The organism is Bacteroides sp. GD17 (assembly GCF_038448625.1).
Taxonomy (GTDB): domain Bacteria; phylum Bacteroidota; class Bacteroidia; order Bacteroidales; family Bacteroidaceae; genus Bacteroides.
Genome location: NZ_JBCEZS010000021.1, coordinates 51039 through 68102 on the forward strand (window position 1 = coordinate 51039; position 17064 = coordinate 68102).

At 59.4% G+C, this 17064-nt stretch carries 11 protein-coding genes; 7 read left to right on the forward strand and 4 right to left on the reverse strand.

The window, feature by feature from the left end; genetic code table 11:
• Window positions 1–555: 555 nt before the first annotated feature.
• From AAE250_RS22295 to AAE250_RS22325, 7 genes are all read left to right on the forward strand, one after another.
• Window positions 556–3027: a leucine-rich repeat domain-containing protein gene (locus tag AAE250_RS22295; protein WP_342289439.1), complete on the forward strand. Its 2472-nt coding sequence runs from the start codon at window positions 556–558 to the stop codon at window positions 3025–3027.
• 717 nt (window positions 3028–3744) lie between these two features.
• A complete protein-coding gene (locus tag AAE250_RS22300) occupies window positions 3745–4509 on the forward strand; it encodes a DUF6261 family protein (RefSeq protein WP_294601465.1) in 765 nt (254 codons plus the stop codon).
• A 349-nt stretch (window positions 4510–4858) separates the two neighbouring features.
• Window positions 4859–5200 (forward strand): DUF3791 domain-containing protein, encoded by a 342-nt coding sequence (locus AAE250_RS22305; protein WP_294601464.1) that lies wholly within the window; start codon window positions 4859–4861, stop codon window positions 5198–5200.
• Window positions 5197–5826, forward strand: coding sequence for a DUF3990 domain-containing protein (locus AAE250_RS22310; RefSeq protein WP_294601463.1), 630 nt, complete (start codon window positions 5197–5199; stop codon window positions 5824–5826). The genes AAE250_RS22305 and AAE250_RS22310 overlap by 4 nt, the downstream gene beginning before the upstream one ends.
• A complete protein-coding gene (locus AAE250_RS22315; RefSeq protein WP_294601462.1) occupies window positions 5820–6032 on the forward strand; it encodes a DUF3791 domain-containing protein in 213 nt (70 codons plus the stop codon). Before AAE250_RS22310 ends, AAE250_RS22315 begins: the two co-directional genes overlap by 7 nt.
• 174 nt (window positions 6033–6206) lie before the next feature.
• The gene (locus AAE250_RS22320; RefSeq protein WP_342289440.1) at window positions 6207–8711 is read left to right on the forward strand and encodes a hypothetical protein; all 2505 of its coding nucleotides are present in this window, start codon (window positions 6207–6209) and stop codon (window positions 8709–8711) included.
• A 299-nt stretch (window positions 8712–9010) separates the two neighbouring features.
• The gene (locus AAE250_RS22325) at window positions 9011–9976 is read left to right on the forward strand and encodes a hypothetical protein (RefSeq protein ID WP_294601460.1); all 966 of its coding nucleotides are present in this window, start codon (window positions 9011–9013) and stop codon (window positions 9974–9976) included.
• A gap of 322 nt (window positions 9977–10298) precedes the next feature.
• Here the strand turns inward: AAE250_RS22325 and AAE250_RS22330 are convergent, their stop codons facing one another.
• The 4 genes from AAE250_RS22330 to AAE250_RS22345 all read right to left on the reverse strand — a co-directional run.
• Complete coding sequence (locus AAE250_RS22330; protein WP_294601459.1) at window positions 10299–13592, reverse strand: S41 family peptidase; 3294 nt, start codon at window positions 13590–13592, stop codon at window positions 10299–10301.
• Window positions 13593–13681: 89 nt separating this feature from the next.
• The gene (gene mdh, locus AAE250_RS22335; RefSeq protein ID WP_342289442.1) at window positions 13682–14623 is read right to left on the reverse strand and encodes a malate dehydrogenase; all 942 of its coding nucleotides are present in this window, start codon (window positions 14621–14623) and stop codon (window positions 13682–13684) included.
• Window positions 14624–14766: 143 nt separating this feature from the next.
• Complete coding sequence (locus AAE250_RS22340; protein ID WP_294601457.1) at window positions 14767–16512, reverse strand: ATP-binding protein; 1746 nt, start codon at window positions 16510–16512, stop codon at window positions 14767–14769.
• A 79-nt stretch (window positions 16513–16591) separates the two neighbouring features.
• Window positions 16592–17064: hypothetical protein (locus AAE250_RS22345; protein WP_342289443.1), on the reverse strand; the 473-nt coding region annotated here is incomplete at its 5' end.

Consider the following 17064-nt stretch of genomic DNA (forward strand, 5'->3'; position numbering starts at 1 on the left):
CTCGCCCTCAGCGCCTGCACCCAGGACGAATGGAACGGGAACAACGGAAACACGAACGGAGCCATGGGAGCCGTGGTGGTGATAACGCCGGGGGAGAAACCTTTGGCAATTGACAATGGACAATGGGCAATTGACAATGGACAATTGACAATTGACAATTACGATGCCGCGCCCGCAAGCAGAGGTATTCAAACTCCCCCGCCTGAAAGGGGGGGTGCCCAAAGGGCAGGGGGGTCTCACGCACAGCAGGGGGCTCACGCACAGCAAGGGGCTTCCGCACAGCAGGGGGCTCTCGCACAGCAAGATAACTCAAGCTATGCGCAACCCCCCCTCCCCCCTACGGGGTACTCCCCCTTTCAGGCGGGAGAACTGAGTTACTCCGACAACTCACAACTGAGTTACTCCGGTGCCTCACAACCCGGTTACTCCCCCGCCACAAGCAGAGGTATCTCCAACTCCCCCTTTGGCTTACGCCGACCGTTGGTTCAGGCGGGAGAGCCGGAGATAGTACCGACTGATGGCAGCGCAGCCACCCATAGCGCAGCCAATTGTCAATTGTCAACTGTCAATTGTCAATTGCCGACCGCTACGCGGACGGCCTCCACCCGCACCGCCCCCACCACCGGCGCCTGGGCCAGTGGCGACCGCATCATCGTCACCCTCCAATACTTCTCCGACGACGCGGGCACCTACCCCGACCTCGACGCCCAGGGCACCCCCCTGCCCGGCACCGGCGCCCTCATCGACACCGACGCCCTGGGCCTGCCCACCAGCCAGACCCTGACCTACACCCCCGAGACCAGCGACCCAGACAACAACACCATCCCCGCCCACTGGACCGCCCAGCCCGCCCGCCTGCCCCTGCCCCCCGGCGCCCGCAGCCTGCGAGCCAGCTACCGCATGGTCTCCGCCCCCGACCCCCTGACCGCCACCTGCGAGCAGATGGCAGGCTACCTGCCCAGCGGCGACTATCCACTCTCAACCCTCCACTCCCAACCCTCAACCGTCCTCGGCCCCGACCGCGGCTCCGGCATCACGATGCGCATCGAGGACTTCGAGAAGGAGTTGACCGGAGACTGGACCGCCCTCTACTTCGGCAACCTCACCCTGCCCGACGCCGACATGCAGGCCCAGATTGCCGCCCCCGGCTGGAAAATCACCTATGCCCAGATGACCCGCGTCTATGCCGCCCTCGTGCCGATAGAAGACCCCACGCAGCCCGTCGTCCTGCCCGCCCCCGTGTGGAAGCGGCAGAGCACCGCCCTCATCCTCCAAGACCTGCGCCCCGGGCAGACGGTGGATGTGGAGAAGACCAGCGTCCTCGGCAAGCCGGAGACCGTCCCCCTCGCCCTGCCCGCCCACTATGCCAGCCCCGCCGACGTGCGCCTGCACTTCATGGCCCGGCGCGAGGTCATAGTCAACAGCAGGGGCCTCCTCGACAAGCCCCACAACAGCAGTCCCGACCAATACTTCTTCGCCCTCACCGACCCCGCCGTCGCCCTCCATCAGCCCCTGCTCCGCCCGCGATACGAGAGGGTGGAGTACTGGCCCGGCGAGCAGTTCGTCATCCCCGCCTCCGCCCTCTACCTGGGCAGCGAGACCGGGGATATGCAACCGGTGGACGGCACGGACTACGACGCCTGCAAGCGATACCTGACGGCGGATAACCCCCGCTGGGTGGTGTCCGGCGGCAGCAAGGACAGGGACGAAGCCATAGCCGTGGCGACGAACGTGAGCGCCGCGCTGTGGCGAGTAGCCCGGGCCGATGCCGACGCCCGGATAGACGTGCTGCTGACGGAAGCCGGGTGGTTGCCGCAGGACCGCAACACCACCGGCCGCGGCGCCTTCGAAGGCTGCACCGCCCTGCGCAGCCTCAGCGCCCCGCAGGCCACGACCATCGAATACGGTACCTTCCACCAGTGCTCCAACCTCGTTTACATCGACCTGCCCCTCGCCACGGACGACCTCGGCGAAAACGCCTTCGGAGGCTGCACCGCCCTGCAGACCGTCAGCCTGCCGAAGATGAAGGGCGGCATCGGCGACTACGCCTTCGAAGGCTGCTACACCCTCACCTCCCTCAGCCTGCCGCAGATGACGGGCAGCATCGGCGGCCAAGCATTCAACGGCTGCATGGCCCTCACCACCGTCAGCCTGCCGCAGATGGCGGGCGACATCGGCGTCAAAGCCTTCCTCAGCTGCCCCAACCTCACCACCGTCAGCCTACCCGCGATGAAGGGCAGCATCGGCTCCGACGCCTTCTACGACTGCGAATCCCTGCAAAGCATCGACCTGCCGCAGATGGCGGGCGGCATCGGCATGAACGCCTTCCTCAACTGCAAGGCCCTGCAAAGCATCAGCCTGCCGCAGATGGCGGGCGACATCGGCAAGCAAGCCTTCTACGGCTGCGAGTCCCTCACCACCCTCAGCCTGCCGCAGATGGCGGGCGGCATCGGCATGAACGCCTTCCTCAACTGCAAGGCCCTGCAAAGCATCAGCCTGCCGCAGATGGCGGGCGACATCGGCAAGCAAGCCTTCTACGGCTGCGAGTCCCTCACCACCCTCAGCCTGCCGCAGATGAAGGGCGGCATCGGCAACAGCGCCTTCTTCGAGTGCAAGGCGCTCACCACCCTCGACCTGCCGCAGATGGAGGGCGACATCGGCGACAAAGCTTTCGGCGGCTGCAATGCCCTGCAAAGCATCAGCCTGCCCGCGATGACGGGCCGCATCGGCGAAAGAGCCTTCAGCGGCTGCCCCCTGCTGAAACGCCTGGAGCTGACGTCGCCCGGCATCATCAGCATGGAGTACTACGCCTTCGAGGGCCTGGACATCGCCGCCTCCACGGGCTTCGTGCTCGTGCTGGGGAAGGGGCAGCAGTGCTTCCGCGACGGGGAGAACGGCCAGTTCATCGACACCGCTGGTGACTACGTGATAATATACTTAACACCGGTAAGCTCTCCTACCTCTACTACCCCCATGCACAACGACAACAACCCCACGGTTCGCGTCGAAGTCATCTCCCAACCCTAATCCCCCTAACCCAACGAAGAAAGGAGACACAAGACCATGAATATCCACCGTGACACGCGCGCCGCAGCAGGCAGAAGTAACTACGGGGAGGCACAGTCCTCCGGGGCCTGCGGCGCCACAAGCAGAAGTATTCAAACTCCCCCGCCTGAACCAACGGTCGGCGTAAGCCAAAGGGGGGGTGCTTTCTCCCGCCTGAAAGGGGGAGTGGCCGCAGGCCGAGGGGGTCTTTGGGCGGGGGGGTCTTCCGCACAGCAGGAGTCTTCCGCACAGCAAGGGACTTCCGCACAGCAGGGGGCTTCCGCACAGCAAGGTAACTCAAGCTATGCGCGAAACTCCCTCCCCACTACGGGGTACTCCCCCTTTCAGGCGGGAGAACTGAGTTACTCCGCTAACTCACAACCCAGATACTCCCCCGCGCAGCCCATCGGTCACCAGCCATCGGCACCTCCCGACCCCTGCGGCGCATTACAAAGCCTTCAAATTTCTGCCGCGGAGGTGCCCGCCCGTTACAAAGGCTTCAACTTCCGCCGTCGGCCACAACCGCCCGTTACAAAGCCTTCAATTTCCGCCGTCGGCCGCAACCGCCCGTTACAAAGCCTCCGATTTCCGCCGTCGGCCGCAACCGCCCGTTACAAAGGCGCCAATCCCCCGCGTCGGAGATTTTGTAACCCAACCCTTGAAAAAAGAAACAGTATTCACTTTTAAAACAATAAAATTATGGAAACAATGAAAGAATTCGTCGGAAGCCGCCTCACCAATGGCTCCTTCCTCCAAATGAACCAGGAAATCTCAGTTCAAATCACCACCGCCACCGCCGAGGCGCTGAAAGTGGAACAACTCTCGCCCCTCTACACCGATGCCCTGGAGCGCCTGTCCGTCCTCATCAACCGCCAGACGGGCTACGCCGAAACCGCCGATGTCAGCCGCCACGACCAGAACCGCGACGCCCTCTTCCGTTCCATCTACTGGGCCATCGACTACCTGCACACGCTCGACCCCTCCTCCTCCCTCTACCGCCACGTGCAACAGCTGCTGCCCGCCATCGCCCCCTACCGCGGCATCGCCGACCACGAGCTGACCAAGGAGACGAGCGAAATCACCGGCTTCATCGCCTCCCTCAGCAGCAAGCCGAACGCCGACGCGGTGAAAGCCCTCGGCCTGTCGCCCCTCATCGAAGCCCTCGACTCGGAGAACACCGACGTGTCCGCCGCCCTGAGCAACCGCACCAGCACCGCCGCCACCCGCGCGCAGGCCACGGGCGACGCCTCCACCGACCGTGTACGCCGCGAAGTGGTGGACGTGTACCGCCGCATCGTGGCCCGCGTCAACGCCGTGGCCGAGCTCGAACCCTCCGCCGCCGTCACCGGATTTATCCGGCAGGCGAACGCAATCGGTGAGCACTATGCCACGGTGATGGCGAACCAGGGGAAGACGGGGGCGACATCCGCGCCCGCGCCGCAGACGCGGACGGCCAGCGAGTAGAAGTACCTCAAGCTCTCCCGCCTGAAAGGGGGAGTACCCCGAAGGGGGGAGGGGGTCTTACATAAGGCGAAAGTAACCCAGTTAAATGGAAGCCCCCCCGCCCAGAGACCCCCTCGGCCTGCGGCCACTCCCCCTTTCAGGCGGGAGAATTGAGATACTCCTGCCAGCGGGCTCACACACGCCCCCGGCCTAAAGGCCACCCCCTCTAACTTAGAGGGGGAGCCGGAGATACCCCTCCGAAATCGCTCTTTGACATGCTGGAAACGAAAACTATTGCCCCGCGGCGTTGCACATCTCCCCGAGGTTTTCTATCTTTGCCTAAAAAGCAAAGAAAGGAGAACCAAGACCCATGAAACAAATAGACCCCAACGAAGCCCGCCGCGCCGACACCCGCAAGCTGTCCCCGCTGCCCAACGACCCCCGCATCCACTTCGCCGTCCTCGCCATCGAAGCCACCGCCCGGAAGATGGGCATCACCCCCGCCCAAATGCAGGCAAGACTGCAAAAGCAGGGACTGGTGAAACACTACCTGATGAAGTACTACAACACCCTGCACACCCAAAGCCTCGCCTGGGTGGCCGAAGACACCACCGAAGTGTTGCACAACTGGGAAGCCGAAGCACAAGCCGCCGCACAAGCCCGAGCCGCCGAAACATCCGCCGCCGACAATGAGAAAGGAGGCCCCGCATGATTACCCTCTACCACGGCTCCCCCTACTGCGTGGAGCACCCCCTGGTCAACGTCGGACGGACAGTCCTCGACTTCGGCCCCGGCTTCTACCTCACCCGGCTACGCCACCAAGCCGTCGAATGGGCCCTGCGCATCAAAAGCCGCAAGCAACCCGGCGTCCCCCCCGAAGCATGGCTCAACACCTACCGCTTCGACCTCGACGCCGCCCTCGCCGACGGCCACCACCTCCTCACCTTCGAGGCCTACGACCTCCGCTGGCTCCACTTCATCGCCGCCAGCCGCCGCGACCAAAGCCCCTGGGCCCCCTACGACCTCATCGAAGGCGGCGTGGCCAACGACCGCGTCATCGACGCCATCGAAGCCTACATCGAAGGCATCATCGACGCCGACGCCGCCCTCGGCCGCCTCGCCTACACCCGGCCCAACCACCAGCTCTGCCTCCGCAGCCAGTCCCTCGCCGACCGCTACCTGCACCACGTCAGCAGCCAGCCCATAACCCCCGAGCTCGAAGCCGAAGCACAAGCAGAGGCCGCCGCAGAAGCAGAAGCAGAAGCACAAGCCGCCGCCCAAGCAGAAACCGAAGCACAAGCCCCTGCCGAAGCCGAGAAAGGAGGCGCCCCATGCTAAGCGAATTCCTCCTCCGCCGCAAGATGAGCCGCATCATCACCCGCCTGATGCAGCGCCTCGACATCACCCCCGAACGCGCCATCGACGTCTTCTATCAAAGCGACATCGGCGCCATGATGCACGAGGAGCAATACGGCCTGCAATGTATGCCCGACGCCTACATCGTCGAAGAAATCATCCTTGAGCTGCAACGCAAGCAAGGATAAAGAACAAGCAAGCAATAGTTTTCGTTCCGCCCCGCGCCCCCGGCACCGTCCGAGGCATGCGCAGGGCGGAACGTTTCGTTTCCGGCACAACGTCAGAGAGAGAGAAGGAGAAGAACAACGATAGAGAAGAATAACAATAGAAAGAATAACGATATGATAATAAGGAACAATGATATGAAACAGATAAACAGTTTGAAACACGCAGCCGCAAGCCTCACAAGCCTCGCCGCCCTCCTCGTGCTGACCCTTGCCCTCGCCCTCCCCCTCCTCGTCTCCTCCTGCCAAGCCGAAGACGACCCCGCCGGAGGGCCCGACGGCTTCACCGTAGAAATCACCACCCTCAGCGGCGTCGCCATCGAGCCGATGAACGGTGCCGCCACCGCCACCCGCGCCACCTCCGAAGACCCCCTGACCGGCTACACCGGCAGCATCAAGACCCGCTTCGTCCCCGGCGACGTGCTCCACATCTACCTCGTCGCCGACGCCGCCCACCCCGACGTCGAGCAATTCTCCACCGCCACCCTGACCGACCCCGGCACCGGCGCCGCCCCCGTATGGCACCTCGACCCGCCCCTGCGCCTGCCCGCCAACGCCCAAGACATCTACTACATCCACATCTTCTATGACGGCCGGGCAGACCGCTACACCGACAGCAACACCTCCAACGCCGCCGAGAACCGCGTCGCCACCGCCACCGTAGACCCCGCCAACGGCAGCACCGGCACCTACTTCGACCACATCAGCGGCTTCTACCGGAACCTCGGCGGCGGCAACATCACCAGCAGCGGCATCACCCCCACCGCCGACGGCCGCCTCGTCCTCAACCTGACACACGCGCAAGCCCTGGTCAGCATCCCCGTGCTCGACAATGAGCTCGGCGCCCCCGTCCAGTCCGTCACCGCCATCCTCGTCGATAAAGACGGCAACCCCACCTTCGGCCACGCCGCCACCGGCACCGACCCCGCCGATACCCCCGTCACCGGCGGCATCCCGATGCTCCCCGACCCCGACACCACGAGCACCAGCCCCGGCGCCCCCGTCCCCGCCCTGCCCCTGACGGCCCTCTGCGCCCCCTTCGACATCAGCAATGGCTTACACCTCTACCTCCACGCCTTCCGCGTGCAGCTCGCCGACGGCCGCACCCTCACCCTGCCCGTCGCCCCCACCGACGCCGACGGCAATCCCGATAGCAACTACCCCGGCCGCACCCTCAACCCCGCCCGCCACTACCGCTACCGCCTCACCCTCCTCCCCGGCTCCGCCACCGCCCTGACCGACGGCAGCGACACCCAGCCCTGGACCGACCGTGCCGACCCCGCCGTGCCCGCCGGATACATCCCCATTTATACCGCCAGTGACCTGCGCAAGATAGGCCGCCCCCTGCGCAACCCGCAGACCGGCGAAATCCTCCCCGACCCCGACGCCCCCGACGGCCGACCCCTCTACGCCCCCGCCACCTTCGGCTCCTACACCTACACCGCCGACCGCACCCCCACCGGCACGCCCCTCCGCTTCGGCCTCGACGCCCGCTACATCCTCATGGCCGACATCGACCTGACCCCCGCCGACCCCACGAACCCCGCGGCCGATGAACTCTGGACCCCCATCGGAGTCGACCCCGACAAGCTCGCCGCCAACCCCAATGCCGCCCCCGCCCACTTCTACGGCCACCTGAACGGCAACGGCCACTGCATCACCGGCCTCACGGTGAAGACCGCCTCCCGATTTGCCGGCCTCATCGCCTACGCCCAAGGCGCCGTCATCTACAACCTCCACCTGCAAGACGCCCGCGTGGAGAGCACCTACAACGGCAACTACACCATTAATGCCGGCGCCCTCATCGGCTGTAGCGACGGCTCCACCCTCGCCCTCTGCAGCGCCACCCGCAGCACCATCACCGCCACGGGCAAAGACAACGGAAGCGTCGGCAGCCTCGTGGGCTCTGCCGACAACGGCACCCTCACCCGCTGCTACGCCACCGCCTGCACCGTGCAAACCGACGGCGACAGCGGCGGGCTGGTGGGCGTGAACAACACGCTAAGTACCCTCGTGGCCTGCTACACCGCCGGCTGCACCGTGCAAACCGACGGCGACAGCGCCGGCGGCCTCATGGGAACCTCGTCCGCCGGCATCTCCTACGGCTGCTACGCCGCCAACGTCACAATCACGGGCAACAGCAGCATCCCAGGCGCCCTCATCGGCTACAGCGCCGTCAGCGCCGTGGTCAGCTGCTACGCCACCAACGCCGACGCCACCTCCACCACCGGGCTCATCCACAGCGCCCTCATAACCAACACCAGCGGAAAAATCAGCTACGCCAGCGTCTCCCCCCTCCTGCAGGGCACCAACCCCGCCACCGACTGCGACGTCAGCGACGCCTTCTTCCGTAACCTGCCCTCCGGCTACTCCCGTCTGACGTACGCCACCGACCTCGCCACCCTGACCACCGATGCCACCACCGACGGCAGCAGCTTCTACCACAACTTCCACGGCCGCTTCCGCGACACCGACGCCGCCCTGCTCTCTGTCCCCACCGTCCTTGCCAACCCCGACGGCAGTCTCCGCGTGGAGCCCCGCACCTGGTCCGTCGCCGGCATCTGGGGCGATGACCTGCCCGCGACGGAGGCGGAGGGGAGCCAGGTGGCGCCGCAGATTGTGTGGGGGTATGAAGGGGAGTAGGAAGTAGCGGGAAGAGCAACTGTCATTCAGAGCGTAACGAAGAATCTCCTCTCCCGATGACAAGGAAGGAGATTCTTCGGGCTGAAGCCCTCTGAATGACAGCTACTGCCAAGAAGCGCAGTGCCCCCGGCAGCAGGAGTATCTCCAGCTCTCCCGCCTGAACCAACGGTCGGCGAAGCCAAAGGGGGAGTACCCCGAAGGGGGGAGGGAGTTTCGCCCAGCGCAGCCAAGAGTAACTCTCAGTTTGTGGGAGACTCTCCCGCCGACAATCGAATATTCACTTAATAAATTAAATTACAATGAAAACAAGAGCCATTCTTCCCCTCCTTGCCCTCGCCCTGACATTCAGCGCCTGCGGCAGCGACGACGACGACCCTAACAAGACGGCCCAACTTACCATCAACGTCAGCGGTCAGCCCCAGAACACCTACCTCGAGATCGGCGTCACCGGCACCGACGGCACCGACGAAGCAGCCTCCGGCCTCATCCTCTCGGTCGGCACCCCCACCGACGTGCCCGAAGGCCAATACGCCGTCACCGTCTTCAGCCTGCCCCACAGCCTGAACGACTGGCCCGGCAGCGTCTCCCATCAACTGGCCACCCTCAAGGCCAATCCATCCATCACCGGCCTCTACAGCCTGGTCGATGGCAACATCACCATCGACCCCACCGACGACGGACAGATCACCGACGCCCCCCAAGTCAGTAGCGCCCAAGGAGCCGTCCACGCCACCTCCGACAGCCCCACCACCACTACCCTGACGCTCCACCCCCTGACGCGCGAAGTCATCGTCCGCGGCGTTGTGCAAATGGCCAACCCCGCCAATCTGACATCGGCCACTGCCACCCTCTACGGCGTGCTCAACACCCGCAACCTGGGCAATACCTTCGCCGGAGAGGCTACCCGTGCCACATCGGCCGCCGACATCCGTGCCGCAGCTGCATCGGACGCCGGCACGTACTACGTCCGTGCCCCCTTCAGCCTCTCGGACAACGGTGACGGCAGCTTCTCCGTCGCCTTCCGCCTGCTGGGCATCGACGAATCCGCCAGCCAGCGCCTGGTCATCACCCTGAATGGCACCGACGACTCCGCCCATCCCTACACCTATGAAACCGACGTCACCTCCCTGCTCAGCGGATTCAACAGCGGTCCCGGCTCGCAGCCCGCACAGCTCACGGCCAATCTCTCCTTCGGCCTGAACGACGTCACCGGCACCATCAACGGCTGGACACCCGGCATGGACGAGGACTTGGAAGGGAAATAAAAAGCTTCTGACAGGTTATGAGTGGAATAACAAAAGAATTATCTTCAGACAGAAGAACAAATTCAGGATATGCTATTGCTTCTATTTTCTAGTATGCTCTTTTGTTCTTCTGTCTAGAAAATATAGCTCCGCCCCGAGAGGTGGCAGCGGCGCAGCGGTGGCACGCCTGAACAAAATGAAGGATCTCTTCTCTTACTTATCAAGAGAGGAGATCCTTCACTTCGTTCAGGATGACAGAGCCTGTTCGGGATGACAGCATCTGTTTAGGATGACAGAGCCCATTCGGGATAGCCGGCCCCGTTCGGCTCGGCAGCATCCGATATTACTTTTTCGTCTCAGCAGCTTTCTTCGGCAGCCCCTTCAGCAACTCGTCCACCGCCGCCTTCAGCTGTGCATCCTCGCCCTGCAGCGCTGCCGCAGGCTCGTTATACACCAGCACGTCGGGCTGCAACGTATGGTTCTCCAGGTAATTGCCCTGCATGTCCACGCATCCCACTTGCGGAATGCCGAAGACGATGCTGCGGTCTATCTGCTGTTCCCACCAAACGGCGGTCATCGTTCCGGCCACGGGCGTACCCACCAGCTTGCCGATGCCCAGCGTCTTGTAGACGAACGGCGTGCCGTGAGCATTGCTGTAATTGTCCTCGCAAACCAGCATGCACGAGGGCTTCAGCCACTTGTTGAACGGGTCGCTGCCGATGTATTGTCCGCGCGGCACGAAGCGTTCGTACTCCTTGCCCGAGAGCAGCGTCACCACATCGTCGTGCAGCCATCCGCCGCCATTGTGGCGAACGTCTACCACCACTGCTTCCTTGGCGCGGTTGCGCTCGCTCAGCAGGTCGGAGTATATCTTGCGGAAACTCTGGCTGTCCATCGACTTGATGTGCACGTAACCGATGCGTCCGCCCGAAAGTTCTTCCACCTTCTTGCGGCAGTTCTCCACCCAGCGCTTGTACAGCAATTCGCTCTGCGCGCCCTGGCTGATGGGCTTCAGCGTCTCTTCGAAGCGCTTCTTCGTGGCGGGGTCGTAGACGGAAAGCACCACTTTGCGCCCCGCCTTGCCTTCGAGCAACGGGAAGTAGTCGGCGCCTGCCTTGATGGGCGTGCCATCTATCTTCTCGATGATGCAACCCGTACGCACGTCGGTCTTCTTCTTCGTCAGCGGGCTTTGGGCGATGATTTCCTTGATCTTCAGTCCGTCGCCGGTGTACGTGTCGTCGTAGAACACGCCCAGGGTGGCGGTGGACAGCGTGGCACCGGGGGCGTAATAGCGTGCGCCGGTGTGCGAACCGTTCAGCTCGCCCAGCATCTCGCTTAGCATCTCGGTGAAGTCGTAGTTGTTGTTGATATAGGGCAGGAAGCGCTTGTAAGTGTCGCGGTAGAGGGTCCAGTCGGTGCCCTGCAGGTCGGCCACGTAGAACTTGTCGTCCACCTGCTGCCATACGTGGTCGAAGATGTATTCGCGCTCGCCGTAGGGGCGGTAGTCGAAGAAGGCTTCGAAGGAAATCGGAGTAATCTTACTGCCTTCTACTTCTATCTTCTTCATGCCGTCGTAGCTGCACAGGAAGATGTTCTTGCCGTCCTTGTCGGGCTGCATGGCTCCGGCGCCTACGCTCTTGAGGAGCACTTTGGTGGAGTTCTCCTTCAGGTTGTGTTCCCACAGGTCGTAGCCGTCTTCGAAGGTGGCCAGGTAGTAGAGCTTATCGCCCTTGGGGCTGAGCACGGCGTCGGCCAGGTGCGAAGAGTTGCCGGTGATGCGCACGATGCGGTCGAAACGATTGGCAAGGTCGAACTTCAGGGGCTCCGGCTTCTTGTCCTTGTCGGCATCGTCACTCTTCTTATCGTCTTTCTTCTTGTCGGCCTTCTTTTTGTCGTCTTTCTTTTCAGCCTTTTCCTTCTCCTCCTTGGCTGCCTTTTCCTGCTCTTCCAGCAGGGCAGTCTCCTCCTTGCTCATCAGGAAGCGGTCGTAGGCCTCGGCGTCGAAGAACATGATGTAGATGTCGTCTTCGGAACCCCAGCTGCCGTGGCTGCGATAGCCCGCACGGTCGCTGGACCATATCATGGCCTTGCCGCCCAGCACCCACTTGGCGTTGCTGTCGGTGTAGCCGCTCTCGGTAAGGTTCACCATTTCACCTTTGCCGTCGGCATTGACAAGAACGACGTCTTTGTTGTTCCAGCCACCCACGCCGATGTAGTCCGAAAGAATCCAGCGGCTGTCCGGGCTCCACTGATACCACTGGTCGCCGTCGGCGTAAGAGTATTGATACTTACCGTCCATCACGGTGCGCACCGCCTTCGTCTTCAGGTTGATGACGCGGATAGCCGTGCGGTTCTCGAGGAAAGCAATCTCCTTGCCGTCCGGGCTGTACTGGGGTTGGAAGGAAGCTACGTCGGAGTTCGTCAGGCGTTCTTCCTTCAGCTCCGTAGCATAAGCAAACTGCTTCTCTTCCTTGCGCACGATGGTAGTGGTGTAGAGCTGCCAGAGGCCGTTGCGCTCCGAAGCATAAACCAGGGTACGTCCGTCGGGGGCGAAGTTTACATCGCGTTCCTGGCAGGGCGTATTGGTGATTTGCTTGGTAGTCTTGTACTCTACCGACGTCACATATACGTCACCGCGAAGCACGAAGGCAACTTCCTTGCCATCGGGCGATACCGCCATCTCCGTAGCACCGCTGCTCTTAATCTGACGAATCAGGTCTTTGTCGCTCTTGTCGGTGAGAATGCTGATATTCACTTTCTGCGGCTCGCTACCGGGACGGAGGGTATAGATTTCGCCGTCGAAGCCGTAGCACAGCCGTCCATCGGCTGCCACGCTGAGGAAGCGCACCGGGTTCTTGGCATAATGCGTCACCTGCGTAGCCGACGAAGCGCCGGGAGCACGCTGGAATACGTTGAACGAACCCTTCTCTTCGCTCAGATAGTAGAACGTTTTTCCATCGGGAGCCCAAACCGGTTCGCGGTCTTCTCCACCGAAAGTAGTCTGCTGCTGATAAGCGGGAGTCGCCTTCGGATTGTACGTCCATATATCGCGGGCAATGGGCGAAACGTGGTGCTTCCGCCAATAGTCCTCATAGCCCTTCTTGTCCTGATAGAGCATCACTCCGTCCTTATTGATGGAGATGCGTTCCATCGGCATGGACGAAACCATCACCGGACGTCCGCCCTCTACAGGCACCTGATATACTTGCTTGAACTGTCCGTTGGAAGGGAAAACAACCGCCTCGGCAGAGGGCATGATATCCGCAGTGAAGAGGATATGACCTGCATCGGCAAAAGCCAGAGGCGTCTCGTCAGCCGAATGGGTCGTCAGGCGGCGGGGTTCGCCACCCTCTTTGGAGACGATGTAAACGTCCATGCTTCCCAGACGATCCGAGGCAAAAGCAATCTGCTTGCTGTCCGGGCTCCATACCGGAGCGGTGTCGTGGGCGGGGTTGGTGGTAAGTTGCATCGCTCTTCCACCGGCGGAGGGCACTGTGTAGATATCTCCTTTATAAGTAAAGGCAATGGTTGTCCCGTCAGGGGAGATGGCACAATTGCGCATCCACAACGGAGCGTCTTGAGCCGAAATAAAGCCTGCCAGGCAGAGCGCGGCAAGGCTGAGTAATAGTTTTTTCATAATATCGTTGTTAATAACCAAAAAACCTCACGACCTTTGTTAATAAAGACCGTGAGGTTTACTTATTCTTTAATTAAGTCCCCCCTCGATTAGAGAGCACCTACTTCTTTCAGAGCAGCATTCGTTTTGTGAACGGCAGCAGCGCTGGCAGCAAACTTAGCTTTTTCGTCAGCGTTCAGATCCAGTTCAACGATCTTTTCGATACCGTTCTTGCCAAGAATTACAGGAACACCGATGCAGATGTCTGACTCACCGTATTCACCTTCCAGGTAAACAGAGCAAGGAATCATCTTCTTCTGGTTGTGGATGATAGACTCTACTACGTATGCACCTGCTGCACCCGGAGCATACCAAGCAGAAGTACCCAACAACTTAGTCAGCGTAGCACCACCTACCATTGTAGAAGCTACCACTTCGTCCAGTTTCTCAGCGCTCAGCAATGTGCTTACCGGCTGTCCTTTGTAAGTAGCCAGACGAGCCAACGGAATCATAGTCGTATCACCGTGACCACCGATAACCATGCCTTCTACTTCGTTGGCGTTGCAGCCCAAAGCCTGAGACAAGAAATATTTGAAACGAGAGCTGTCCAAAGCACCACCCATACCGATGATACGGTTCTTGGGAACGCCCAGAGACTTCAGTGACAGATAAGTCATGGTATCCATCGGGTTAGAGATCACTACGAGGATAGCGTTCGGAGAGTATTTCAGGATGTTCTGTGCAACCGACTTCACGATACCTGCATTTACACCGATCAGTTCTTCACGAGTCATGCCCGGCTTACGGGGAATACCTGAAGTGATAACTACTACGTCAGAGTTAGCAGTCTTTTCATAATCGTTGGTACAACCTACAATAGTGGTGTCGAAGCCCAACAGTTGAGCAGTCTGCATCATATCCATTGCCTTACCTTCTGAAACGCCTTCTTTCACGTCCAGCATTACCACTTCGTCAGCCACTTCATTAAAGGCCAACACATTTGCGCATGTAGCACCTACGTTACCTGCACCTACTACGGTTACTTTTGACATAATTCTAATGTTTTTTTGTTTATAAGTGTTCTTTTAAAGATGATGCAAAAGTACAACGACATTCGTAATTAAGGAAATTTTTCCGTAATAATTTTAGTTAAATACCTTATCTGCCATACGGCGTCCTGAAGTGTATTATGGTATCATGACTTCTCTGCAACCACCAGTTCCCATCCTTTAAAGACCAAAGTGATAAACCCCAGTTCCGTATGCCCTTTGGTGCGAAGCACCTTCTCATCCGCCGCATAGCGTTTCAGTTGTTCGGCAGCTTCCTGCTTCAACAATGCGATATCCGCTTCCGAAGCATCACGCCGTGCATACTTCACTTCCACGATATAGCTGTAGGCAATCTCCGGCTGATGCAACAAGTCTGGCATCATGTAGAAGTCCGCATAGCCTTTGGAAGACTCATGTTCGGGGAAGAGTACATAGCCTTGTGTCAATCCCAGATAAGCCAGCAGGAAACCTTTTACGTGTGCTTCTCCTTCGATAAACTCACGAATGGCGCTCTGACGTTCCAATTCTCCGGCAAAGAAGCGGAAGACGGGCTCCCATTCGCCACGGAGAGCCATCTTCTTCACCAAACCGGAGAAAGAAGAAAGATCCAAATCGAACATATTTGCTTCGCGGTAGGCTTCTACCAAATAGGTATAAAGCTGTTCGCGTACAGTCAAGTTTGGGATGCCAAGAACGGCACTTCCGAAATCGGTACCTTGTATAGAAAGCATTCCGAAGTAGAACAGCAGGCTCTTGAAATTCTCCGTATCAGTCATCTTTTCAGCTGGGAAGGAAGTGGAAATTTGTGCCGTAGTGCTGCCCTCCGCCACAATCTGCTGGATGATAGAGGCATTCGCACCAAACGTCTTATCTATTTGTACCAGATGACGGAGCTTGTTGTAATCCGTACGGATATTGTTGTCGACCATCATTTTGGGAGCTTTGCCCAATTGCAGATAACTGTTAAGAAAATAAAGTGTCATATCCGAATTGTACATCCGCTCTTCTAAACGATCTTCCGAGAAGCAGTAATTATCATACCACGGCTTCATAATCTCCAACAGTCCTTCCACCGTAACGTCCTCCGGCAGTGCGTCTTCATCCTTATAATAAGTAATCATTTCCCTTACTTCATCCTCACTGAATCCGATAATGCTGTTGAACTGCGGCAGCATGCTGATGTTCGTTCCGATATTGAATCCACTCGTCACATCGTCCATCGTTATGGGGCTGACGCCTGTAATGAAAAGCCGTTCCACCGCAGCACCGGCGTTGGAAGTAGACTCCTTAATGTTATTAAAGAAACCACGGATAAAGCCTTCACCGTGCGTCTTTTCCCGGTAGCGTTCCTGGCCGTAGGAAGAAAGAATGGTATTGGTGAAATTGTCGTACTCGTCAATCAGCAGGTAAATACGCGGGCAGTCCGTGCGGCTGATATATTCCTTGAGGGCCGCCAACATTTGCCGCGGGTTGGTCTCGTCAGGTTTGACAACCTTCCAGATATCACTGCCCAACAGACGCTCATATTTCAGGATGAAATTCTTCATCACCATGCAGCAATACTCGCAGAACGACTTCTCCACGTCCTCCAGTTTTGAACTGATAGCTGAGAAGTTGAAGCGCAGAACCATATACCGGTTATGCCACTTTGTCGGATGCTGTCCGATATATAGTTTTCCGAACAGTTCTTCAAATCGATCGGCATAGTCGATGCTGTAGTACGCTTCCAGCATGGCCAGAAACAGTGATTTACCAAATCTACGGGGACGAATCAGAAACAAGTAGGGAGGTTGCCGTTCCAGCGCCTCGATGAAGCGGGTCTTATCCACATAGTAGTAATCCTCGCGCATGATGCGGGGGAAATCTGATATTCCATAAGGTAATGCTTTCATAAGCGTTCAGCTTTTAATGTTTCTACAGAGCAAAGGTAACAAAAACGAATGGTAAACTTCCTAATTTGGATTACATAATTTATCTGACTCGCACCATCTTGCAGATTGGTAGTAGCCATCGACGCAGGGAACGCAACCGGTACCACCATTCCGCCTTTTTCAACCAGTGTGCATCACGGCAATCCTGCGTTGTCCCGTCGGGACGGTGGATGGTTCGTAGTAAGCCAATGATGTCTTGCCGCTTTACCCGCTCAATACGTGCCACGTTTCCGTCCCCTAACATCAGGCAGTCATCGCCTTCGCGACCGATGTACCGGTGAATCATATACCGACCTTCCCATTGGTAGAAAGGGCAACACCAGGCAGGCAGTTCTCCCTCGGGCGGGCAAGGAATGACTTCCACCATGTCTATCCCTCCTCTGATAAAAGGATACATGCTTTGCCCACCGATGAGGAGTTTCACGGTATGGCCTTGTTTCAGCGCTTCGGCAGCTTCGGAAAAGAAGTTATTGGGTAGCACTATTTTCTTCATACGCTCTTTCTTTATATGTA

What these genes read in the sequence shown, in the direction of transcription:
- AAE250_RS22300 (WP_294601465.1), top strand. Translation starts at nt 3,745, where the DNA reads ATGGAAACAATGAAAGAATTCGTCGGAAGCCGCCTCACCAATGGCTCC.
- AAE250_RS22305 (WP_294601464.1), top strand. Translation starts at nt 4,859, where the DNA reads ATGAAACAAATAGACCCCAACGAAGCCCGCCGCGCCGACACCCGCAAG.
- AAE250_RS22310 (WP_294601463.1), top strand. Translation starts at nt 5,197, where the DNA reads ATGATTACCCTCTACCACGGCTCCCCCTACTGCGTGGAGCACCCCCTG.
- AAE250_RS22315 (WP_294601462.1), top strand. Translation starts at nt 5,820, where the DNA reads ATGCTAAGCGAATTCCTCCTCCGCCGCAAGATGAGCCGCATCATCACC.
- AAE250_RS22320 (WP_342289440.1), top strand. Translation starts at nt 6,207, where the DNA reads ATGAAACAGATAAACAGTTTGAAACACGCAGCCGCAAGCCTCACAAGC.
- AAE250_RS22325 (WP_294601460.1), top strand. Translation starts at nt 9,011, where the DNA reads ATGAAAACAAGAGCCATTCTTCCCCTCCTTGCCCTCGCCCTGACATTC.
- AAE250_RS22330 (WP_294601459.1), bottom strand. Translation starts at nt 13,592, where the DNA reads ATGAAAAAACTATTACTCAGCCTTGCCGCGCTCTGCCTGGCAGGCTTT.
- mdh (WP_342289442.1), bottom strand. Translation starts at nt 14,623, where the DNA reads ATGTCAAAAGTAACCGTAGTAGGTGCAGGTAACGTAGGTGCTACATGC.
- AAE250_RS22340 (WP_294601457.1), bottom strand. Translation starts at nt 16,512, where the DNA reads ATGAAAGCATTACCTTATGGAATATCAGATTTCCCCCGCATCATGCGC.